The sequence below is a fragment of the Verrucosispora sioxanthis genome (assembly GCF_010560025.1).
In the GTDB taxonomy this organism is placed as follows: domain Bacteria; phylum Actinomycetota; class Actinomycetes; order Mycobacteriales; family Micromonosporaceae; genus Micromonospora; species Micromonospora palythoicola.
The window spans coordinates 169261-189779 of the sequence record NZ_SAIY01000009.1 but is presented as its reverse complement, the minus strand read 5'-3'; the positions used below and the strand labels follow the sequence as shown (position 1 = coordinate 189779).

The following is a 20519-nucleotide window of genomic DNA, read 5'->3' as shown; positions in this document are numbered from 1 at the left end:
GTCGATGCGGTCCACGTCGGCTGGGGTGAACAACGACTCCGGCCCGCGAACAGCCCCAGCCCGTCGGCCGATCGCCGGGCGGGCTCGATGTCGTCGGCGGCACCGACACCATTGTCGGCGAGCATCCGCTCCAACTCGGCGACCATTCGTCGGATCAGCGCCCAACCGGCAACGCGATCGAATTGCGGGCGGTCGGCAGCCGCACGGCTTTCGTCAGGGGCGGCGTACGGGTCTGATGCTGACCAGGTCCACCAGACCGGTGAAGTCGCCCGGATTGGTCGTGTAGAGCGGTAACCGGTTGGCGTGAGCCACCGAGGCGATCATCAGGTCGGCGATGCGGCGACGAGTGGTGCGACCGGCAACCAGGACCGCACCGGTGATCAGGCCGAAGGCGCGCGCTGCCTCGGCGTCGAAGGGTAGTGGGTCGAACGTGGCCTCGGTGTGTTGCAGGACGCTTGTCCGTCGCGCCCGCTCGGCGGGGTCGTCGGTGTGGTGTGGACCGGCAGAGAGCTCGGCGAGCGTGACGGCGCTGATCACCATCTCTTCGGGTAATTCCTGAGGGTCGAGGGCGGCCAGGTGAATGACGATGTTCGTGTCGATCAGCCCACGGTCGGCGGGTGAGTCACCACTCACGGTCGGACAGGTCCTGGTCGACTGCCGAGTCGAGGTCTCGGCGGAGCCGCCCCGCATCGAGGGGGGGCGCGGTGGCGAAGGCGGCCATCACCTCGGCGCGTGGCACGTAGGTGCGTCGCCGGAGCGGGATCAACTTGCCGATCGGCGTGCCGTTGCGCGTGATGATGAAGGAATCACCCCGCTCCACACCGCGCATGATCGAGCCTGACTCGTTGCGCAACTCTCGTTGGGTGATTTCCCGGTGCGCGTGCTCTGCCATAGCCCCATGCTAGGCAAGGGTGCTACAAAGTGCTACAACCTGATTCTTTCGCGTCACGTCGTGCCGGGGGGTTGGCCGTGCCAGCGGGCGCGGTAGGCGGCCTCGTGGGTCTCGTGGGCGGTCCGCTCCTCGAAGACCACCGCGCGCAGCGTATGCCGGGCCTCGGCCATGAAGATGACCTCGGCGAAGACCAGGCCGACGCAGATCGCGGTGAGCAGGCCGAGGGCGACCAGCCCGGGCATCGGCATGGCGACCGGAATGGCGGCGAGCAGGACGACCAGGGTGGCGACCCGGGTCCAGCTCAGCGTGTGCAGGGTGCGTAGCTGGAAGGCCATGTTGCCGAGCAGGTAGAGGAACACCCCGCCGAACAGCATCGGCACGTTCGGCCCGTGGGCCGGCTCGGTCACCGGTACGCCGGGCTCGGCGACGTCGTGCACGATGCCCTCGGCGCCGAGGGCGAACAGGATGATCCCGGCGATCATCGGCAGGTAGAGGTAGGCGTAGGCGTCGCGGGCCATCAGCACCCGGGCGGGGCCGAGGGTGGCATGCAGAGCGATCCGGGCGGCCGGGCCGATCAGGTCGTAGTGCACCCACCACAGGGCGGCGGTGAAGAAGATCCCGAACACGGCCGCGGTCACCCCGGGCCAGGTCGGCGCCTGGCCGAGCAGGTTGCTGCCGACGCCGACGGAGATCACCGACTCGCCGAGCGCGATGATCAGGATCAGGTCGTACCGTTCGGTCCAGTGTTCCGCCGAGGTGACCTGCCAGCCCCAGGTGCGGGCCAGCAGCCCGGTGCCGTACTGCAGCAGCACCACGCTCACCCAGAGTGCGTCGCGGACGAACGCGGCGGTCCCGGCGTCGGCGATGTGGGTGGGTAGCAGGGCGGCCACCAGCAGCAGCGCGGTGCTCAGCGCCAGCTCCGGGGCGTATCGGAGCAGTTGCCGACGTTCGGTCGGGTTGTCGCGGACCACGTGCAGGAACAGGATCAGATGGATGGCCCGGATGATCACGTAGCTGACCGCGACCACGACCGGTCCCGCCTCCTCCTTGTGGTCCATGAACGCCTGCGGCAGGGCCAGGGCGAAGCAGAACAGCGCGGCCATCCCGACGACCATCAGCACCGGCACGAAACCCTCGCCGATGCGGATGCGGGTGGCTACCACCGTGTGCACCACCCAGCACCACCAGAGCACGGCCAGCACCAGTGCGGCGTGCAGCAGTTGGCGGCCGTTGATGTTGGCGGCGGTGGCGCGGGTGATGATGAAGAACGAGAAGACGAAGACCAGGTCGAAGAAGATCTCGAACTTGTCGACCCGGGCGCCGGGTGCGATGCCGACGGCCGGCCCGAGCCGCCCCCGCCAGCCCACATCGCCCACGGGCTGAGTCTGGCAGCGCGGACCTGGGCGTACGCCCGTTTTCGATCAGTCCGGCCGGCGGTACCGCAGGCCGTCCATCAGCAGGTCGAGCAGGCGTCGCGCCTGATCGCGCTGTTCCCGTCCACCGGCGGCGAGCGAGACTCCGCTGAGCCCGGCGAGGACGTCACCGGGCTGCACGTCCGAGCGGACGGTGCCGGCCGCCGCGCCCGCGGCCAGCAGTCGGTTCAGGGCGGCGAGCAGCCGGTCCCGGCTCTGCGCGAACGGGTTGGTGCCGGCGGCGATCACCAGGCGCAGCGCGTCGGCCATCTCCCGCTTGGTGGCGAGGTAGTCGATGAAGTGGTCCATCCAGGCTCGGGTCGCCGCCTCCGGCGGCAACCGGTCGAGCAGCTCCACTGCGGAGTCGCAGAGCCGCTCCAACTCGTTGCGGTAGGCGGCCTCGACCAACGCCTCTCGGGTGGGGAAGTGCCGGTAGAGCGTGCCGATGCCCACTCCGGCGTCGCGGGCGATCTGTTCCAGGGTTACCTCCGTGCCGGACCGGGAAAACGCCCGGACGGCCGCCTCCAGCAGCCGTCGGCGGTTGCGCAGCGCGTCGGCGCGCAACGGTCGGGATGGCTGCTCCGGCACGTACTCCTCCTGACAGTCGGCCTCCGCCCGGTTGGCAAACGGAGGATCCTCCGGTTAGCCTGGCGGTAACGGAGGAGCCTCCGCTTCTCATCGTAGTGGCGGACAGAATCGCCGCACACCCTGAGACAAGGATGGATCATGACCATCGGCACGCCTGTCAGCACCCCGTTCACCGCCGAGTCCACCGCGCTGGAGGTCGTCGCGGGCGTCGACCTCACCGGCCGTCGAGCCGTCGTCACCGGCGGGGGGTCGGGTATCGGTGTGGAGACCGCCAGGGCGCTCGCGTCCGCCGGTGCCGACGTCACCCTCGCCGTCCGCAAGCCCGAGCAGGGGGAGCGGGCGGCGGCGGAGATCATCGGTACGACCGGCAACGACCGGGTCAGCGTCGCCCCGCTCGACCTGGCCGACCCGGCCTCGGTGGCCGCCTTCGTGGCGAACTGGGACGGCCCGCTGCACATCCTGGTCAACAACGCCGGCATGATGGCCTCGCCCGAAATGCGTACCCCCCAGGGCTGGGAGATGCAGTTCGCCACCAACCACCTGGGCCACTTCGCGCTCGCCACCGGGCTGCACCCGGCCCTCGCCGCCGCGCAGGGCGCCCGGATCGTCTCGGTCAGCTCGGCGGCCCACCTGCGCTCGCCGGTCGTCTTCGACGACATCAACTTCGAGCGCCGGCCCTACGAGCCGTGGGCCGCGTACGGGCAGTCCAAGACCGCGAACGTCCTCTTCGCCGTCGAGGCGAGCCGGCGCTGGGCCGACGACGGCATCCTGGTCAACGCCCTGCACCCCGGCACGATCCGCACCAACCTCCAGCGCTACGTGACCGAGGAGGAACTGGCCCGGCTGCGCGCCCAGAGCGGGCCGGCCACGCCGCCCTGGAAGACCCCGGAGCAGGGCGCCGCCACCTCGGTCCTGGTCGCCACCTCACCCCTGCTCGACGGCGTCGGCGGTCGCTACTTCGAGGACTGCCAACAGGCCGCCCCCCACCAGCCGAACACCCGCACCGGCGTGGCCCCCTACGCCCTCGACCCCGACGCTGCCCACCGCCTCTGGGAGGTCAGCACCCAAACCCTCACCCCCTGACCGCAACCTCCCCGTCGATCATGAAGTTGTTGTCGCGCCACGCCGAACCCGGCGACAACAACTTCATGATCGACCTTTCGGGGGAGCGGGACGGGTGAGAACAGCAGGGCGCCCCGGTCCGGGAGGACCGGGGCGCCCTTGGGTGCGCTGGGGTCAGAGGCCCAGTTCGGCTTCGAAGTTGCCGGCCTCCAGGCGCTCCTTGACCGCGGTCAGGAAGCGGGCGGCGTCGGCGCCGTCGATCAGTCGGTGGTCGTAGGACAGGGCCAGGTAGACCATCTGGCGTACGGCGATGACCTCACCCAGCTCCGGGTCGTTGACCACGACCGGACGCTTGACCACGGCACCCGTACCCAGCATCGCCGACTGCGGCGACGGCACGATCGGGGTGTCGAAGAGGGCGCCCCGGCTGCCGGTGTTGGTCAGCGTGAAGGTCGCACCGGCGATCTCGTCCGGGCTGATCTTGTTGGTCCGGGTCCGCTCGGCCAGGTCGGCGACCCGCTTGGCGATCCCGCCCAGGTTGAGGTCACCGGCGTTGTGGATGACCGGCACCAGCAGGCCCCGCTCGGTGTCCACCGCGATACCGAGGTTCTCGGCGTCCGGGTAGGTGATCGTCCCGCCGTCCAGGTCCATGCTGGCGTTGACGATCGGGTACGCCTGGAGCGCCTCGATGGCCGCGAGGGCGAAGAACGGCAGGAACGACAGCTTGACGCCGTGCCGCTGCTGGAACGACTCCTTGGCCTGCGCCCGCAGCTTGGCAATCTTGGTGACGTCCACCTCGACCACCGTGGTCAGCTGCGCCATCTCGTGCAGCGACGACAGCATCCGCTTGGCGATCGCCGCGCGGATGCGCGGCAGCTTCTCGGTGGTGCCCCGCTTGGCGCTCGGCTGCGGCTTGGCGGCCGGCTTGGCCGGGGCTCCGGCCGTCGGCTGGGCTGCCGGAGCCGGCGCGGCCTTGGCCGCCTTGGCCTGCTCTGCCGCGTCCAGCACGTCCTGCTTGCGGATCCGGCCGCCGACTCCGGTGCCGTTGACCGAGGCGAGGTCCACGTTGTGCTGGCTGGCCAGCTTGCGTACCAGCGGGGTCACGTAACCGGCCGCCTGCTCGCCACCGTTGGCCGGCGCCGCCGCGCGCTGCGGTGCCGCCGGAGCCGGCGGCTGCGCCGCCTGCTCGGCCTTCACCGGCTCCTGCGCCGTCTCGGCCTCGGCGGCCGGCTCGTTGTACGACATGCCCGGCGTCGGCTCGGACACCTGCGGCTCCGGCTTGGCCTCCGGCTCGGGTTCGGCCTGCGGCTCGGGCTTCGCCTCCGCTTCGGGCTTCGGCTCCGGCTTCGACTCGGCCGGGGCGCCACCGGCGGCACCGACCACGGCCAGGGTCGCGCCGACCTCGGCGGTCTCGTCCTCGGCGACCTTGATCTCCAGCACGGTACCGGCGACCGGCGAGGGGATCTCGGTGTCGACCTTGTCGGTGGAGACCTCCAGCAGCGGCTCGTCGACCTCGACGGTCTCGCCGACCTGCTTGAGCCAGCGGGTGACCGTACCCTCGGTGACGCTCTCGCCCAGGGCCGGCATCTGCACCGGGGTGCCCTCGCCCGACGGTGCCGGTGCCGCCTGCGCCGGCTGCTCGGTCGGCTCCTCGACGGCCGACTGCTCCGCCTCGGCCTGCGGCTCCGCCGCCGCCTCGGCGGCCTGCTCGGCGGGAGCCTCCTCCTGCTGCTGCGGGGCGGCTCCACCGCCGGCCGACTCGCCCTCGCCGGAGATCACCGCCAGCTCGCTGCCGACCTCGGCCGTCTCGTCCTCGCCCACCACGATCCGGGTCAGCACCCCGGCCGCCGGGGACGGGATCTCGGTGTCGACCTTGTCGGTGGACACCTCGAGCAGCGGCTCGTCGACCTCGACGGTGTCACCCTCCTGCTTGAGCCAGCGCGTGACGGTGCCCTCGGTGACGCTCTCGCCGAGCCGGGGCATGGTGACCGATACCGGCATGTTCTCCAGACTCCTTCATTTCCCTGGTGGGGGGAGCGCCGCCCGTCGCCGGACGCCGCGGATACGTCGTGATCAGGCGTGCGCGTGCAGCGGCTTGCCGGCGAGGGCCAGGTGCGCCTCGCCCAGGGCCTCGTTCTGCGTCGGGTGGGCGTGCACGAGCTGCGCCACCTCGCCCGGGTACGCCTCCCAGTTGTAGATCAGCTGCGCCTCGCCGACCAGCTCGCCGACCCGCGCGCCGACCATGTGCACGCCGACCACCGGACCGTCCTCGACCCGCACCAGCTTCACGAAACCGGCCGTCTTGAGGATCTGGCTCTTGCCGTTGCCGCCGAGGTTGTAGTTGTAGGTCTTGACCTTGTCCGCGCCGTACTGCTCCTTGGCCTTCGCCTCGGTGAGGCCGACCGACGCCAGCTCCGGGTCGCTGTAGGTGACCCGGGGGATGCCCGCCTCGTCGATCACCGCCGGGTTCTGGCCGGCGATCTCCTCGGCGACGAAGATGCCCTGCTGGAAGCCGCGGTGGGCGAGCTGGAGACCGGGCACGATGTCGCCCACGGCGTAGACGTTCGGCACGTTGGTGCGCAGCCGCTCGTCGGTCAGCACGTAGCCCCGGTCGACCTTGACGCCCTGCTCCTCGTAGCCGAGGTCGGCGGTGTTCGGGCCCCGGCCGACCGCGACCAGCAGCAGCTCGGCGTCGACGGTGTCGCCGCCGGCGATGGTCACCTTCACGCCGCTGTCGGTCTTCTCGACCTTCTCGAACGGCTTGCCGACCTTGAAGTTGATCTTCCGCTTGCGGAAGGCCCGCTCCAGCGCCTTCGACGACTCCTCGTCCTCGGCGGCGACGAGCCGGGGCAGCGCCTCGATGATCGTCACGTCCACCCCGAAGGACTTCCACACGCTGGCGAACTCGACGCCGATCACACCGCCGCCGAGCACGATCGCCGAGGCGGGGACCCGGTCCAGGGTCAGCGCGTGGTCGCTGGTGATGACCCGCTCGCCGTCGATCTCCAGACCCGGCAGGCTCTTGGCGTACGACCCGGAGGCCAGCACCACGTTGCGGCCGGTGTACCGCTTGCCGTCCACCTCGACCGCGTTCGGCGCGACAAGCTTGCCGTGCCCCTCCACGATGGTGATCGACTTGTTGCCCTTGAGCATGCCCTGGAGGCCCTTGTAGAGCCGCGAGATCACGCCGTCCTTGTACGAGTTGACCCCCGCCATGTCGATGCCGACCAGCTCGGCCTTGATGCCGAACTGCTCCGACTCGCGGGTCTGGTCGGCGATCTCGGCCGCGTGCAGCAGCGCCTTGGTCGGGATGCATCCGTTGTGCAGGCAGGTGCCCCCGAGCTTGCCCTTCTCCACCAACGCCACGGAGAGGTCCAACTGGGCGGCGCGCAGGGCGGTCGCGTAACCGCCGCTACCACCTCCGAGGATGACGATGTCGAAGGTTGCGTCGTTCGGCTCGCTCACGTCCAACTCCCAGGTCGCTTCGCTGCATCGGGGGTCACGGCGGGGTAACACGGACACACCCCACCTCGGCCATCTTGTCACCACCGCGTCGCACCCGCGTACCGAGGTGCCCAACGACACGTCGCCGCCACGTACCCTTGGCTCTGCCTTCGATACGCCACGACTGGGGAGACGGCTCGGTGGGACTGTTCCGGCGAAGCAAGCGACCACGCTCGGCTGACCCTGACCGTACGGCCAATCGTGCCGATCTGGAGCACCTTGAGAACTTCGTCCGGACCCGCAAGGGCGTCGAGGCGTACATCGAACCGCGTACCACCGTCACCGAGACGACCGTGATCCTGATCGCCGACGACGGGGAGTGGACCCGACGCCGGATCGACGGGCCGGACGGCGCGCGGCGGTTCGCGTTCCGGCTGAGCATCCCGATCTACGACGTGGCGCTGATGGGCTACCCGCAACGCATGCGCGACTACAACGAGCGCCGCAAACGCCGCCCCGAACAGTACTGACGTCCGCAGGGGCCCCTCCCCTACGACAAGGGGCCCCTCGCGCACACTCAGCCGTTGGCGGCCACGTCGTCGATCAGGTGCAGCAGGGTGCGGACGGGGACGCCGGTGCCGCCCTTGGTCCAGTAGCCGGTCGCCTCGCCCGTGTGGTACGACGGGCCGGCGATGTCGATGTGTGCCCAGGCGACGTCGTCGGTGACGAACTCGCGCAGGAAGACTCCGCCCTGGAGCATGTGACCGGCCCGGTCCATGCCCGCGTTGACCTGCGAGATGTCCGCGACGTCGGAGTCCATGCCCTTGCGCACGTCGTCCGGCAACGGCATCGGCCAGGCCGGCTCGCCGACCGCGTCACCGGCACCACGGACCCGCTCGCACAGCTCGGCGGTACCCATCACACCGGAGATCCGCTTGCCCAGCGAGACGACCTGACCGCCGGTCAGGGTGGAGGTCTCGAACAGGTAGTCGCAGCCGTCGGCGCAGGCCCGGGCCATCGCGTCGCCGAGGATCATCCGGCCCTCGGCGTCGGTGTTGAGCACCTCCACCTTCTTGCCGTTGAACATGGTGACCACGTCACCCGGCCGGTACGAGGTTCCCGACGGCATGTTCTCCGCCATCGGCACGTACCCGGTCACCGTCACCGACGGCTTCAGCTCAGCCACCGCCAGCATGGTGGCCGCCACCGCCGCCGCACCGGCCATGTCGGACTTCATCTCCCACATGCCCTGGGCCGGTTTGATCGAGATGCCGCCGGTGTCGAAGGTGATGCCCTTGCCGACCAGGGCGACCCGCTTACCGGTGCCGCCACCGGCCGGGGTGTAGGTCAGCTTGACCAGTCGCGGCGGGGCCTCCGAGCCCTGACCGACGGCGATGATGCCGCCGTAGCCGCCCTCGCGCAGGGCGACCTCGTCGAGCACCTCGACCGTCAGCCCGGCCGCCCGACCGGCCTCGGCGACCGCGTCGGCGAAGGCCGGCGGGCGCAGCCGTTCCGGGGCGATGTTGACCCAGTCGCGGGTACGCCGGACCGCGCCGGCCACCGTGCGGGCCCGGGTCACCCTCGGCCTGCGCTGCCGCGTCCGCGGCGTCCGGCACGGCGACGAGTACCTCGGCGACCGGCTCGCGGCGGGTCGGCTGCGGCCTGGTCTTGTACCCGGCGAAGCAGTAACCACCCAGCAGCGCCCCCGGCGACGGCGCGCAGCGCGTCGGCGGCGTCGGCGTCGTCCGGCAGCGGCAGCGTCATCGCCACCCGGACGCGCCGGCCAGAGCCCGCACGGCGGCGCCGGCCGCCCGGCGCAGCGTCTCCGGGCGGGCGCCGCGCCGCTGGGCTCCGGGCCGAGGCCGACAGCGGCCAGCACCGGCGCGGTGACCGTGCCCAGCGTCGCCAACTTGATCACCTCGCCGGGACCGCCGGTCGCGCCGAGCAGCGCCAGCGTCTCGGTCAGCTTGCCGTCGAAGGCGGCGGCGATGCTCTCGGCGCCGCTGGCGAGCAGCAGGGTGCCGGCGAGGCCGCGGGTGGCGTCCTGCTCGCCGGTCGTACTGTGCACGCCGATCACGATCGCGTCGACGGCGAGTTCGGCGGGGTCGGTGTCGACCAGGCTCAGGGTGGTGCTGGGCGATGTCACGGAGGCTGCTCCCGGGCGGGCCGGGCCGGTCGCGTGGTGGCGTACCGGCGGTGGAGTTCCCCGGCGGATGATTTACCCGCCGGACGTCATTGCTGCCCCGCCAGGTGATCCGGCGGTCCCGCCGATGCTAACCAGCCCGGTGCCTCCCGGTAAGTTGCCACCCATGACCGAGGTGACCACCGACGCCGCCGCGACCCGGCTGCGTCGTTCTCCGCTGGCCGGCCGGCACACCGCGCTCGGCGCCAAGTTCGCTCCGTTCGGTGGCTGGGAGATGCCCCTGGAGTACGCCGGCGGCGGAGTGCTGCGCGAACACACCGCGGTGCGTACCGGCGTCGGCGTGTTCGACGTGTCACACCTGGGCAAGGTGCGGGTGACCGGGCCGGGAGCGGCGGAGTTCGTCAACGCCTGCCTCAGCAACGACCTGGGGCGCATCGGGCCCGGGCGAGCGCAGTACACCCTCTGCTGCGACGAGGCGACCGGCGGCGTGGTGGACGACATCATCGCCTACCTGCACGCCGACGACCACGTCTTCCTCATCCCGAACGCGGCGAACAGCGCCGAGGTGGTGCGCCGGCTGCGCGCCGCCGCGCCGCCGCAGGTCACGGTCACCGACGAGCACGAGGGGTACGCCGTACTGGCGGTGCAGGGGCCCCGGTCGGCGGACCTGCTGGGCGCGCTCGGCCTGCCCACCGGGCACGGGTACATGAGTTTCTCGCCGGCGACGCTCGGCCAGGTCGAGCTGACCGTGTGCCGTACCGGCTACACCGGTGAGCTGGGCTACGAGCTGGTGGTGCCGGCCGGTGACGCGGTCGCGGTGTGGGACGCGTTGTTCGCCGCCGAGCCGGCGCCGCAGGCGTGTGGGCTGGCCGCACGGGACACGCTGCGCACCGAGATGGGGTATCCGCTGCACGGACAGGACCTCTCGCTGGAGATCACGCCGGTGCAGGCCCGCTCCGGGTGGGCGGTCGGCTGGGACAAGCCGGCCTTCTGGGGGCGCGACGCGCTGGTCGCGGAGAAGGCCGCCGGTCCGGCGCGTACGCTGCGCGGCCTGGTCGCCGTCGAACGCGCCATCCCCCGCCCCGGCATGGCCGTCTACGCGGGCGACACCCGGGTCGGCACGGTGACCAGCGGCACCTTCAGCCCGACCCGGAAGCAGGGCATCGCCCTCGCCCTGATCGACACCGCCCCCGCCCTCACCGACGGCGCCGAGCTGCACGTCGACATCCGCAACCGCCGCACCCCCGTCCACCTGACCCGCCCCCCCTTCATCCACCCCTCCGTCAAGTAAGACCGGTCAGGGGGTTGGGGGTTGGCCGGCGTCGAGGACGGCCTGGGTCCAGCCGCCTTCGATGACGCCGTCGGCGTTCAGGACCGCCCAGTCGACGATGTCGGCGACCGCCACGACGACGGGGGAGCCGATGCGTACGGTGGGGTCGGTGTTGGCGTCGCTGGCGCTGGCACCGACGATCCGGTCCGGGGAGTCCCAGTCCGTCACCCCGGCCCAGACGTACTCCGGGCCGTCGTCGCCCGGCAGCCCGTACTTGACCACCAGCTGCGTCTCCGGTGGCAGCTGACCGTCGCGGAACCGGGCCCGGATGTCCGCCAGTCCGGCGCGGGCGGTGGCGATCGCCCGGCTCATCGCGTCACCGGAGCGGGCGTACCGCACGTCGGGCTGAATCCCGGAGAAGAGGGTGGCACAGGCGTTGGCGAAGTATCGCCCGGCGGGACCGGGGTGCCCGGCCGGCGGGCGCAGGCTGAGGAAGGAGTCGGCGTCCGGGTCGGTGGCCGGGTCCAGCTCCAGCCGGAGCAGCACCGGCGCGGTCGCCCCGTGCTGCTCCGGATTGCCGTACGCCACCGCGATGTCGTGGCCGGTCACCGTGGCCAGCACCGGTAGCTGCACGAACGCCGGGACCTCCTCGCCGGCCAGCCCGTCGGTCCAGTCCCGCAGCAGGCGCCGGGCGGCACCGGTCATCACCGCGCCCCAGGCCCGGGTGAGATGGTCGGGCACCCCCTGGGTCTGCAACTCCAGCAGGCCGAAGCGGCGCAGCCCCTTGGTGGTGAACCAGAGCCCCTCGGCGTCCGACGAGTAGGGCACCAGCACCCAGTCGACCAGCCGGACCCGGCCCTGCGCGTCGGGCAGCGAGCGCAGCGCCGTGGCCGGGTCGAGGAACTGCAGGCCGAAGACGTCCACCACGTCGCCGCCGACCGCCTCGGCGACCCGCCGCGGCCACCGCGCGCGCAGCCCACTCGTGAGCGGGCGGCCAGCTGGCCGGTACTCCGCCTGCACCACCACCAGGTGGCTCGCGGCGGCCAGCCGGTCCAGCTGCGCCTCGCTGGCCCCGAACGCGGTGAGCAGGTCCGGCGGCAGCTCGGGGAACTCGCCGACGGGCCGGATGTCGACGCTCATCAGCGGACTGTCCAGCATCTGCCGGGCCAGCCCGTACACCGGCTCGGCGAGCCGGCCGGCCAGCGTCCCCACGGCCGTGCGGGCGGTCACCGACGGCAGTCCGGCCGTCGGCACCAGATAGGTCGCGCTCAGCGACTCCGGAACCGGAACGGGCAGGAAGTCGTCGGTGATGAGCATGTCGTCCCCCGGGTGGCCGCGCCGGTGCTGTCGTCGCAGGTACGCTACCCGGCTCCGGGCCACCGACTCAGGCGGACAGCACCAGTCCCAGGTAGACGAGCGTGGTGACCAGCTCGACGGTGGCGCCGAGCACGTCGCCGGTGATCCCGCCGAGGCGGCGTACCACGTGCCGCAGCAGCCCGGCCGCGACGGCGAGCGCCGCCAGCACGACCAGCGGGCCCTGCCACGGCTGTTGCGGCACCGCCGCGACCGCCAGCAGCGCGACGGCGGCGGTGGTGACGGCCAGCGCGACGGGGCCGACGCTGCCGGCGACGAGCGCACCCAGCCCTCTCCGGTCGCGCCGCCGGCACCCTCGCCGGCAGGCCAACGTCACCCCAGCCGCCCCGCCGCCGTGGCCCGTCAGCACGGCCGCGAACACCGCCGGGCGGGACCGGCCGGCCAGCTCGGCCAGCGCGGCGGCCTGCACCAGCAGGACGAGCACCAGGGCGACCACGCCGAAAGGGCCCCACGTCGGGCTTCTTCGCGATCTCAGGGCGCCGGCCCCCGCCGGGTACGACCCGAGACGCGTCCACGGTGTCGGCCAGCCCGTCCAGGTGCAGTCCGCGGGTGAGCACCGCCGCCGCCGCGACGGTGACTCCGGCGGCGACCAGCGGCGCGGTGCCGGCGGCCAGCAGCAGCAGGATGCCGGCCAGCGGCACGCCGAGCAGCGCGCCGACCGCCGGGGCGAGCGTCATCGCCGTGCCGGCGGTGGCGTCGACCCGGCCGACGCGCAGCGGCAGGATGGTGAGGTGGTCAGCGCCAGCCGCGCCCCGTCGCCGAGCCGCAGCTCAGCCGGCACGTGCGGCGGAGGTCTCCGCCGGCTCCGCGGCCGGCGTGGTGGTGGTCGGGCCGGGCCCCTCGGGCTCCGGCTCGTGGAAGTCGGGCTCCGTCTCCTCGACCGGTCCCGGCTCGTCGCCCGCTCCGCTGTCGTCGTCCTCGGCACGGGACGGCAACGCGGCGGCCAGCGCCAGCGCCGACCGCAGCAGCGGCAGCACGGTGAGCGCGTTCGCCCCCTCGCCGAGATCGAGTCGCAACTGGGTAAGCGGATCCAGGCCGAGCACGTCGGCGGCGAGCCGGACGGCCGGGTGACCCCGTCGTCGGCCAGCAGGCACCAGTGCCGGGCCTGCCCGGCAAGGTCCCGACTGATCAGCGCGGCGGCCACCCCGACAGGACCGTCCAGCAGCACCGGCAGCCGGCGGGCGGTCGCGCCCAGCAGGATGCCGGTGGCGACGGCGAGGTCCCCACCGCCCAACTCGGCGAGCACGTCGACGGCGTTGCGGAACGACGGAGTGCGGTGCAGGGCGTCGCGGACCGCGGCGCAGCGGGCCATCCAGGCCACGTCGTCGATCTCGCCGCCCGCGGTGACCACCCGGGCCAGCACCGCGGGCGGTTCGGCGCCGGCGGTCGCGGCCAGCACCGCCGCGGCCGTGGCCTCGGTGCCGGCGCCGCACGCGGCCAGCACCAGCAGTTGTACGCCGGCGTCCGCCGCCTCCTCGGCCAGCCGCCAGCCGTGGCGCAGGGCCGGAGTCCACCTGCTCGGCGTCCAGCGCCGGGCCGTGCTCGATGGGCGCGGCGGCGGGGGCGTCCACCACCTGTAGGCTCGCGCCGCTCTCGGCGGCCAGCCGGGCGAGCACGCCCTGCCCGGCTCCGGGCCTGCTCGGCGCGGCGGGCCGACTCACCGGCCGTCGTGCCGGCGGCGACGCCGCCCGCGTGGTCGCCGTGAACCAGCAGCACCCGCACGACCGCCACGGGGCCGGGACGGGGTGCCCTGGGTGGCGGCGGCGGAACGAGACGACCTGCTCCAGCGCACCGAGCCCGGTGCCCGGCACGTCCAGGCTCGCCAGCCGGTCGACGGCCTGCGGCCCGGCGTACTCGTCGGGCATGGGCAGTTTCCATGCCGGGCTGGATGACCAGGCCGGTCGCGACCAGCGGGAGGGCCGTGGTGGGCGCCGTCCAGCCGGCGCCGACGGCCTCGGCAGCGGGCTCGGCGGGCACCTGCGGGCTGGTCACCGGCGGCGAAGCGGGCAGCGGCGGAGCACCGGGGGTCTCCGACGACTCGCCGGTCGGCCCGGCCTGAGCGGGCACCGTGGCAGCTCCGGCCGACGGAGCCGGAAGCGGCCGGTGACGCGTCGGACAGTGCGGGTCGGGTGGCGGCGGGGCTTCAACCGGCACGGCTGGCCGGCGACCACCAGGACCACCGTGTCGCAGGCGTCCGCGACGGCGCGGTTGACCGCGCCGAGGGCGTCGGTGAACGCCCGGCCCAGCGGTGTGGTGGGTACGAGGGAGAGCCCGACCTCGGGGCTGACCAGCACCAACCGTGCGGCGCAGGACCGCACGGCGGCGGCCAGTTCGTCGACGGTGGCGGTGTCGTCGGCCGGCTGGTGCGCCGGGTCGAGCAGGACCGTCACCCAGCCGCCGAGGTCGTCGACGAGCAGGGTGTCCTCCGGCCGGGCGGTGGAGATCACGTCGGCGAGGCGACGCGGGTCGGTCGCGGTCTCCTCGGTGCTCCAGGTCGCGGGCCGGCGGGCGCGGTGCGCGGCGAGGCGCGCGGCCCACTCGGGATCGTCCCCCGGGTCGGCGGCGGTCGCCAGGTAGCGGACCGTGGACGCGTCGGCGACCAGGGACTCGGCGAACTCCGACTTGCCGGACCGGATGCCGCCGAGGACCAGAAGCGTGTTCCACCCGTCAAGGGACATGCTGCGTACCTTACGTCGAGCGGGCGGGCCGGCGGATCGCAGGTAGGGCACCGCCCGCCGGCCCGCGATGCGGTCAGCGCCGGTCGGGGGACTGGTACCTGACGTCGTTGGGGTTGACGTCCGCCGGCTTCGGATCCTCCTGCCAGGCCCCCTCGCCGGGGCGGGCCTGCAGGGCGTCGATGAGTTCCTCCCGCTCCATCTCCCGCGCGCCTTCGATGCCGCCGCGCACCGCGATGTCGCGCAGTTCCGCCGTGTCCATCTGCGGGATCGGTGTCGTCATTGCCGCCTCCTGTGCGTCGGGTTCCCGAACGACATACCCGGCCGCGGCAGGGTCAGTCCCGCCCGGGCGTCGGCCCGGCCGCCGATCGCCGCCCGTGGCCCGGTCGGCGGTGCTGCGGTACGACTACGCTGGCGGAGGTCCGTCCCAAGGGGCAGCAGCGGCGAGGGGAGACGCGCACATGGCGTGGAGCTGGCGGTACGAGGGTGCGAACGGCGAGTCGGTCGACGGGCCGGCCGAGTCGTTCGGTAGCCAGGCGGATGCCGAGTCCTGGATCGGTCAGACCTGGCGGGAACTCGCGGCGTCCGGCGTCACCTCGGTCGCGCTCCTGGAAGACGACCGGGTGGAGTACCGGATGAGCCTGCAGCCCGTGGCCGAGTGATGACGCCCCGGGACTCCGAGCCGCTGGTGCTCGGGGTGCCCCGGGCCGCCTTCCGGCCCAGCCCGGTCTTCCTGGCGCTGGTCGCCCTGCTGGTGACCAGCGCCGTGTTGACCTGGCACGGGATCGGCAACGTCCGGCTCACCGTGTTCGGCTTCGTCGTCTCCGGCTGGCTGGTCTCGTTGTGCCTGCACGAGTACGCCCACGCCGTGGTGGCGTACCGCAGCGGTGACCGGGGGGTGGCCCACCGCGGTTACCTGACCCTGAACCCGTTGAAGTACAGCCACCCGTTGCTGTCCATCGCGCTGCCGGTGGTGGTGGTGCTGCTCGGCGGCATCGGTCTGCCCGGTGGCGCGGTCTGGGTGGACCGGCACGTCATCCCGGGGCGGTTACGCCACACCCTGGTCAGCCTCGCCGGACCCGCCACGAACGTGTTGTTCGCCCTCGTGCTGGTGGTGGTGCTGCGGCTGGGCGCGGGTGGCGGTGGGCCGGTGCAGTTCTGGGCGGCGGTGGCCCTGTTGGCCTTCCTTCAGGTCACCGCGAGCCTGCTCAACCTGCTGCCGGTGCCCGGGTTGGACGGTGGGAACATGATCCAGCCGTGGCTGACCTCGCCGTACCGGCGGATGTACGACCTGTTCGCGCCGTACGGGTTCATCCTGCTCTTCGCGTTGCTGTGGAACCCGACGATCGGGGGCTGGTTCTTCACCGCCGTCTTCGCCATCGGCGACCTGCTCGGCCTGCCGCCGTGGCTGTACGCGACCGGTCTGGACCTGGTCCGCTTCTGGCAAAGCTGAGCACGGCCGATCGGACCGTCCCGCCCGGCCGACGTGCGGTACGCCGGCCGGGCGGGACGGGTCAGGGCCGTTCGGCCGGCGACTCGGTGCGCGCCGGGTCCCGCTCGGTCACCGGCTCGACGATCTCGTCGATCGCCTTGAGCAGGCCGGCGTCGAGCTTGACGCCGGCCGCCTTGACGTTGTCGTGCACCTGCTCGGGGCGCGAGGCACCGATGATGGCCGACGACACGTTGGGGTTCTGCAGCACCCAGGCGATGGCCAGCTGGGGCATGGTCAGCCCGGCCTGGTCGGCCAGCGGCTTGAGCTGCTGCACCCGGGTCAGCACGTCGTCGGTCAGCCACTTGGCGATGAAGCCGGCACCAGACTTCTCGTCGGTGGCCCGGGAACCGGCCGGTGGCGGCTGGCCGGGCAGGTACTTGCCGGAGAGCACCCCCTGGGCCATCGGCGACCAGACAATCTGCCCGAGGCCCAGCTCCTCGCTGGTGGGGATGACCTCGGCCTCGATGACCCGCCAGAGCATCGAGTACTGCGGCTGGCTGGACACCAGCGGGATGCGCAGCTCCCGGGCGAGGCCGTGCGCCTCGCGGATCTGCGATGCCTTCCACTCGGAGACGCCGATGTAGTGCGCCTTGCCGGAGTGCACGACGTCGGCGAAGGCCTCCATCGTCTCTTCCAGCGGGGTGCTGTAGTCGTACCGGTGGGCCTGGTAGAGGTCCACGTAGTCGGTACGCAGCCGGCGCAGCGATCCGTTGATCGACTCCATGATGTGCTTCCGGGACAGGCCCCGGTCGTTGCGGCCCGGCCCGGTGGGCCAGTACACCTTGGTGAAGATCTCCAGACCCTCGCGCCGCTCCTGCTGCAGCGCCCGGCCGAGGACGTCCTCGGCGCGGGTGCCGGCGTAGACGTCGGCGGTGTCGAAGGTGGTGATGCCGGCGTCGAGGGCGGCTCGCACGCAGGCGAACGCCGCTTCCTCCTCGACCTGCGAACCGTGGGTGATCCAGTTGCCGTACGAGATCTCACTGACCATGAGGCCGGAGCGGCCCAGGTGTCGGAATTCCATGCTCTGACCCTAGCCCGCCCTGGTGGACCCGGCAGGCGACGGTGATCAGTCGGGGTCGGACAGCAGGGCGTGGCGCAGGCTGCGGCCGAGCCAGCGGCGGAAGGTCTCCTCGCGCCAGCCGCGTTCCAGCACCAGTGCGCCGTAGTGCGCCGGGTCGTTGTAGAACCACACCTCGTCGATGGCGGCCTCGACGTCGGAGCCCTGGCGCAAGCGTGCGTCCAGGGCGCGCATCCGCTCGACCACCATCGTGGCGCCGAGCCGGCGGTTGCTCAGCAGCGTCCGCCAGACCTCGGCCACCTCGGGGCTGCCGTCGGCGGCCCGCCGGACGGTCTCGAAGACCCTGGTGGTCCGCGCGCCGATCAGGGTGCAGATGCCGGCGTACGCGTCGAGTACCTCACCCCCGGTGGTGGCCTCCCACACCGGCCGGTACCAGGGGCGTTGGGCCACCGGCACCGGCTCGTCGTCGCCGGCGAGCGCCTCGTCGAGCACCTGGCGCAGCAGCGCCGCCTTCGAGCCGAACGCCGCGAACACGGTGGGTCGGGCCACCCCGGCCGCGGCTGCCACGTCGGCCAGCGAGGTGGCCGTGTAGCCGCGCGCGACGAAGAGTTCGGTCGCCGCCGCGACCACGGCCTGTCGGGTACGGCGGGCGTTCTCCTCGCGGATCCGGGACCGGTACGGCCTGGTCGCTTTTCCGTCCTTGACTTCATCCATGGCGTCGTCATACTAGCAATGTATTCACTAGACTCCTAGCTATCGAATAGCGACTGGCTATCCAATAGCTCGCTGTCCAGCGAAGCTTGTCGACACCGGGGAGGCACCCATGTCCGTCCATCCGTTCGTACGTCGGCCCGACGAGGGGGAGGCGTACTGGTTCCTGGGCAACCTGGTCACCGTCAAGGCTGCCGGCGCGCAGACCGGCGGCCGGCTCACCGCTGTCGAGTTCGTCAACCCGCCCGGCTTCGCCCCGCCACTGCACCGGCACCAGGTCGAGGACGAGATGTTCTACCTGCTGTCCGGCACCGCAACGTTCTACTGCGACGACGCGGTGCTGACCGCCGCACCCGGCGATTTCGTGCTGCTGCCGGCGGGCCTGCCGCACACCTTCGTGGTCGGTCCGGACGAACCGCTGCGGGTGCTGCAACTGACCACCCCCGCGGGCTTCGAGGAGTACGTCGCCGAGGTCGGGGTGCCGGCGGTGGAGCGTCGGCTGCCGGACCCGGCGCCGATCGACCCGGCCGCGCTCGGGCACGCCTCCGCGCGGCACGGGATCGAACTGCTGGGCCCGCCACCCGGCCAGCCGACCGGCCCGGCCCCCAACCGACCCACCGGCCAGTACCGTGACCGCCTTCAGCGCAGCGAGACGGGTCGCGGTCCGAGCTGGTCTTGGCCCGCGACGCCGGAGGATCGTCTTCCGCATCCCCGGGTACGAGCGCACTCCGGCCCCGGCGCCTGCGCGCCCCACCGGCGCGTGCCGGGCCCCGCACCGGACGCCGCCACCCGTGCCGGGTGGGACCCAAGGCCAGGCAGGCCCGCACGCGGCCAGTAGCGCCGGCCTGATCCCGCGCCGGGACGCGACCGCCGGTGGCCGCGCGGCGACCGGCGGTCGGGCCGCCGGCCTCAGGCACCGGGTTGGCGTCGGCGCAGTCCGTCGATCTCGGCGCGTTCCACCACCACCGCCAGATGGAAGTGAGAACACATCCAGATCGATCAACGACTCGCATGCTGCCAGTCAAGCACCAGTTCCAACCTGCTGTTGACCGGGAAAACGACTAAGGATGATCATGCGCCAGATGCCGTGCGCCTGACGATCACCTGGCCGCTCCGGTCCACCACACCCTTGCGGCCAGCCAGGTCCACCACGGCCAGCCCCTCCTCGGTGAAGCCGTCGACGTGGTGGCCGTCGGCCAGCGTGGTGTGGAAGCCGTGGTAACGGGTCGGCACCACGATCCGGCCGGTGCGGTCGACGGCGCCCCAGCCCTCCCGGCGGACCACCGCCACACCCTTGTGGAAGGGCCGCACGTCGGCGAAACCCGGCGGCACCGCCACCGCGCCGGTGGCGTCGACGGCGTGCCAACCGCTCTCGTCGCGCACCACCCAGGCCAGGCCGTCGGAGAACGGCCGAGCCGCCAGGTAGGTCGGTTCGAGCACCGTCTCGCCGGCCAGGTTGATCAACGACCAGCGGTCGGTCTGCGGTCCGCGTACCCAGGCCAGGCCGTCCCGGAACGGCTGCGCCTCCGCGTACCGGGCGGCCACCACCATGTCGCCCTCGGCGTCCGCGTAACCCCACAGGCCCTGGCCGCCGTCGCGCGCCGGCACCGGAGTGCGGTCGCGCTCCAACACCTCGTCCCAACTGCGCGGGTACGGCCCGAAGCCGCCCTCCTCGGCTCGGCTGGCGACCGCGTCGAGGCCGGTCCGGACCCGGTCCAGCAACTCGGCGTCCTGCTCGCCGCGCAGGTCGAGAGCCCGCTCGAAGTGATGGCAGGCCTCGATCAGCCGGCCCTGGTCGTAGCAGCAGCGGGCGGCGTGCTCGTGCAGCGCGGCGCGAAGCCGGTCGGGTAGCTCGATCGAGTTGGCCTCCGCGAACAGCCGGTCGGCCTCGGCGAACTCGCCCCGCCAGCGCAGTACGTGGGCCAGCCGGGCCTGGGCGAGCGCGGCCCGGCGCAACTCACCGGTCGCCTCGGCGTAGGTCAGCGCCATTCGGCCGTCGGCCAGCGCGTCGTCCAGGTCGTTGAGGACCCGCGAGGCGACCGCGCGCAGGCTCAGCAGCCGGGCGCGGGACCGGTTGTCCAGCGCCGAGGCGAGTTTCTCGGTGAGCCGCTCCCGGACCTCGCGCAGTTCCTCCGGGTCGTCGACGGTCTCCCGCAGAGTCACCGGATCGAGACGCCAGCGGAAGCGGGCCAGCACCTGTTCGGGATCGGCCGGTGGTTCCGGTGCCGGCTCGTCGTCGGTGGCATCCGCGGCGCCCTGCTCGTCGGTGGCCGGGAGTCCGGAGTCTGCCGAGGGGTCGAGCAGCGCGTCGACCGGGCCGCTGCCATCTCCGACGTCACCCGACGCGGTGCCGGCAGCACCCTCGACAGCCTCGCCAGGCGCGGGTGTCGCCGCCCGCCGCGCCAGTGGGCCCGCTGCGTACCCGAGCTGAGCCTGGT

General features: G+C 72.6%; 17 protein-coding genes and 3 pseudogenes. 6 read left to right on the top strand and 14 right to left on the bottom strand.

Translation table 11 applies throughout. The features are described from left to right. Positions 1-213 precede the first annotated feature (213 nt). From ENC19_RS23655 to ENC19_RS23640, 4 genes are read right to left on the bottom strand one after another with little or no spacing between them, the layout of a single operon-like run. Positions 214-633, bottom strand: a complete 420-nt coding sequence (locus ENC19_RS23655) for a type II toxin-antitoxin system VapC family toxin (protein ID WP_216592978.1) — start codon at positions 631-633, stop codon at positions 214-216. Beyond that, positions 623-892: a type II toxin-antitoxin system Phd/YefM family antitoxin gene (locus tag ENC19_RS23650; protein WP_164449269.1), complete on the bottom strand. Its 270-nt coding sequence runs from the start codon at positions 890-892 to the stop codon at positions 623-625. The genes ENC19_RS23655 and ENC19_RS23650 overlap by 11 nt, the downstream gene beginning before the upstream one ends. 53 nt (positions 893-945) lie before the next feature. Then, complete coding sequence (locus ENC19_RS23645; protein WP_164449268.1) at positions 946-2268, bottom strand: low temperature requirement protein A; 1323 nt, start codon at positions 2266-2268, stop codon at positions 946-948. Positions 2269-2313: 45 nt separating this feature from the next. Next, positions 2314-2892, bottom strand: coding sequence for a TetR/AcrR family transcriptional regulator (locus tag ENC19_RS23640; protein WP_164449267.1), 579 nt, complete (start codon positions 2890-2892; stop codon positions 2314-2316). A gap of 138 nt (positions 2893-3030) precedes the next feature. On the opposite strand from ENC19_RS23640, the gene ENC19_RS23635 reads away from it, so the two are divergent. After that, on the top strand, positions 3031-3975 hold the full coding sequence (locus ENC19_RS23635; protein ID WP_164449266.1) for an SDR family NAD(P)-dependent oxidoreductase: 945 nt from the start codon (positions 3031-3033) through the stop codon (positions 3973-3975). A gap of 153 nt (positions 3976-4128) precedes the next feature. Here ENC19_RS23635 and sucB read toward each other — a convergent pair whose 3' ends face one another. Both sucB and lpdA read right to left on the bottom strand, forming a co-directional pair. Continuing rightward, positions 4129-5955 carry a 2-oxoglutarate dehydrogenase, E2 component, dihydrolipoamide succinyltransferase gene (sucB, locus tag ENC19_RS23630; protein ID WP_164449265.1) on the bottom strand — a complete coding sequence of 609 codons (1827 nt, stop codon included), beginning with the start codon at positions 5953-5955 and terminating at the stop codon, positions 4129-4131. A gap of 72 nt (positions 5956-6027) precedes the next feature. Next, the gene (gene lpdA, locus ENC19_RS23625) at positions 6028-7419 is read right to left on the bottom strand and encodes a dihydrolipoyl dehydrogenase (protein ID WP_164449264.1); all 1392 of its coding nucleotides are present in this window, start codon (positions 7417-7419) and stop codon (positions 6028-6030) included. Between the two features lie 179 nt (positions 7420-7598). Between lpdA and ENC19_RS23620 the strand changes: the two genes are divergently transcribed. After that, positions 7599-7928 (top strand): hypothetical protein, encoded by a 330-nt coding sequence (locus ENC19_RS23620; RefSeq protein WP_164449263.1) that lies wholly within the window; start codon positions 7599-7601, stop codon positions 7926-7928. Positions 7929-7975: 47 nt separating this feature from the next. On the opposite strand, the gene ENC19_RS23615 is transcribed toward ENC19_RS23620, so the two are convergent. Beyond that, positions 7976-9544: a leucyl aminopeptidase gene (locus tag ENC19_RS23615; RefSeq protein WP_328824359.1), complete on the bottom strand. Its 1569-nt coding sequence runs from the start codon at positions 9542-9544 to the stop codon at positions 7976-7978. Positions 9545-9707: 163 nt separating this feature from the next. On the opposite strand from ENC19_RS23615, the gene gcvT reads away from it, so the two are divergent. Further along, positions 9708-10832 (top strand): glycine cleavage system aminomethyltransferase GcvT, encoded by a 1125-nt coding sequence (gcvT, locus tag ENC19_RS23610; RefSeq protein ID WP_164449262.1) that lies wholly within the window; start codon positions 9708-9710, stop codon positions 10830-10832. Positions 10833-10838: 6 nt separating this feature from the next. On the opposite strand, the pseudogene ENC19_RS23605 reads toward gcvT, so the two are convergent. The 4 genes and pseudogenes from ENC19_RS23605 to ENC19_RS23590 form a co-directional block, all read right to left on the bottom strand. Next, positions 10839-12128, bottom strand: a pseudogene (locus tag ENC19_RS23605) (DUF2314 domain-containing protein). A 67-nt stretch (positions 12129-12195) separates the two neighbouring features. Then, positions 12196-12966: pseudogene (locus ENC19_RS23600) on the bottom strand (adenosylcobinamide-GDP ribazoletransferase). Next, positions 12956-14863: pseudogene (gene cobU / locus ENC19_RS23595) on the bottom strand (bifunctional adenosylcobinamide kinase/adenosylcobinamide-phosphate guanylyltransferase). Before cobU ends, ENC19_RS23600 begins: the two co-directional pseudogenes overlap by 11 nt. A 73-nt stretch (positions 14864-14936) precedes the next feature. Further along, positions 14937-15143 (bottom strand): hypothetical protein, encoded by a 207-nt coding sequence (locus ENC19_RS23590; RefSeq protein ID WP_164449261.1) that lies wholly within the window; start codon positions 15141-15143, stop codon positions 14937-14939. 178 nt (positions 15144-15321) lie between these two features. Here ENC19_RS23590 and ENC19_RS23585 point away from each other — a divergent pair, with 178 nt between their 5' ends. Both ENC19_RS23585 and ENC19_RS23580 read left to right on the top strand, forming a co-directional pair. After that, positions 15322-15522 (top strand): hypothetical protein, encoded by a 201-nt coding sequence (locus ENC19_RS23585; RefSeq protein ID WP_093401231.1) that lies wholly within the window; start codon positions 15322-15324, stop codon positions 15520-15522. After that, the gene (locus ENC19_RS23580; RefSeq protein WP_164449260.1) at positions 15522-16313 is read left to right on the top strand and encodes a site-2 protease family protein; all 792 of its coding nucleotides are present in this window, start codon (positions 15522-15524) and stop codon (positions 16311-16313) included. Before ENC19_RS23585 ends, ENC19_RS23580 begins: the two co-directional genes overlap by 1 nt. Before the next feature lie 61 nt (positions 16314-16374). Here the strand turns inward: ENC19_RS23580 and ENC19_RS23575 are convergent, their stop codons facing one another. Then, positions 16375-17373 carry an aldo/keto reductase family protein gene (locus ENC19_RS23575; protein WP_164449259.1) on the bottom strand — a complete coding sequence of 333 codons (999 nt, stop codon included), beginning with the start codon at positions 17371-17373 and terminating at the stop codon, positions 16375-16377. A 45-nt stretch (positions 17374-17418) separates the two neighbouring features. Then, entirely contained in the window at positions 17419-18084 is a 666-nt protein-coding gene (locus tag ENC19_RS23570; protein WP_164449258.1) for a TetR/AcrR family transcriptional regulator, read from the bottom strand. A gap of 109 nt (positions 18085-18193) precedes the next feature. Between ENC19_RS23570 and ENC19_RS23565 the strand changes: the two genes are divergently transcribed. After that, on the top strand, positions 18194-18919 hold the full coding sequence (locus tag ENC19_RS23565; RefSeq protein ID WP_164449257.1) for a quercetin 2,3-dioxygenase: 726 nt from the start codon (positions 18194-18196) through the stop codon (positions 18917-18919). Between the two features lie 233 nt (positions 18920-19152). On the opposite strand, the gene ENC19_RS23560 is transcribed toward ENC19_RS23565, so the two are convergent. Beyond that, positions 19153-20277, bottom strand: coding sequence for a WG repeat-containing protein (locus ENC19_RS23560; protein ID WP_408058102.1), 1125 nt, complete (start codon positions 20275-20277; stop codon positions 19153-19155). Positions 20278-20519 lie beyond the last annotated feature (242 nt).

What these genes read in the sequence shown, in the direction of transcription:
- ENC19_RS23565 (WP_164449257.1), top strand. Translation starts at nt 18,194, where the DNA reads ATGTCCGTCCATCCGTTCGTACGTCGGCCCGACGAGGGGGAGGCGTAC.
- ENC19_RS23650 (WP_164449269.1), bottom strand. Translation starts at nt 892, where the DNA reads ATGGCAGAGCACGCGCACCGGGAAATCACCCAACGAGAGTTGCGCAAC.
- ENC19_RS23570 (WP_164449258.1), bottom strand. Translation starts at nt 18,084, where the DNA reads ATGGATGAAGTCAAGGACGGAAAAGCGACCAGGCCGTACCGGTCCCGG.
- sucB (WP_164449265.1), bottom strand. Translation starts at nt 5,955, where the DNA reads ATGCCGGTATCGGTCACCATGCCCCGGCTCGGCGAGAGCGTCACCGAG.
- ENC19_RS23580 (WP_164449260.1), top strand. Translation starts at nt 15,522, where the DNA reads ATGACGCCCCGGGACTCCGAGCCGCTGGTGCTCGGGGTGCCCCGGGCC.
- ENC19_RS23590 (WP_164449261.1), bottom strand. Translation starts at nt 15,143, where the DNA reads ATGACGACACCGATCCCGCAGATGGACACGGCGGAACTGCGCGACATC.
- ENC19_RS23575 (WP_164449259.1), bottom strand. Translation starts at nt 17,373, where the DNA reads ATGGAATTCCGACACCTGGGCCGCTCCGGCCTCATGGTCAGTGAGATC.
- ENC19_RS23585 (WP_093401231.1), top strand. Translation starts at nt 15,322, where the DNA reads ATGGCGTGGAGCTGGCGGTACGAGGGTGCGAACGGCGAGTCGGTCGAC.
- ENC19_RS23635 (WP_164449266.1), top strand. Translation starts at nt 3,031, where the DNA reads ATGACCATCGGCACGCCTGTCAGCACCCCGTTCACCGCCGAGTCCACC.
- gcvT (WP_164449262.1), top strand. Translation starts at nt 9,708, where the DNA reads ATGACCGAGGTGACCACCGACGCCGCCGCGACCCGGCTGCGTCGTTCT.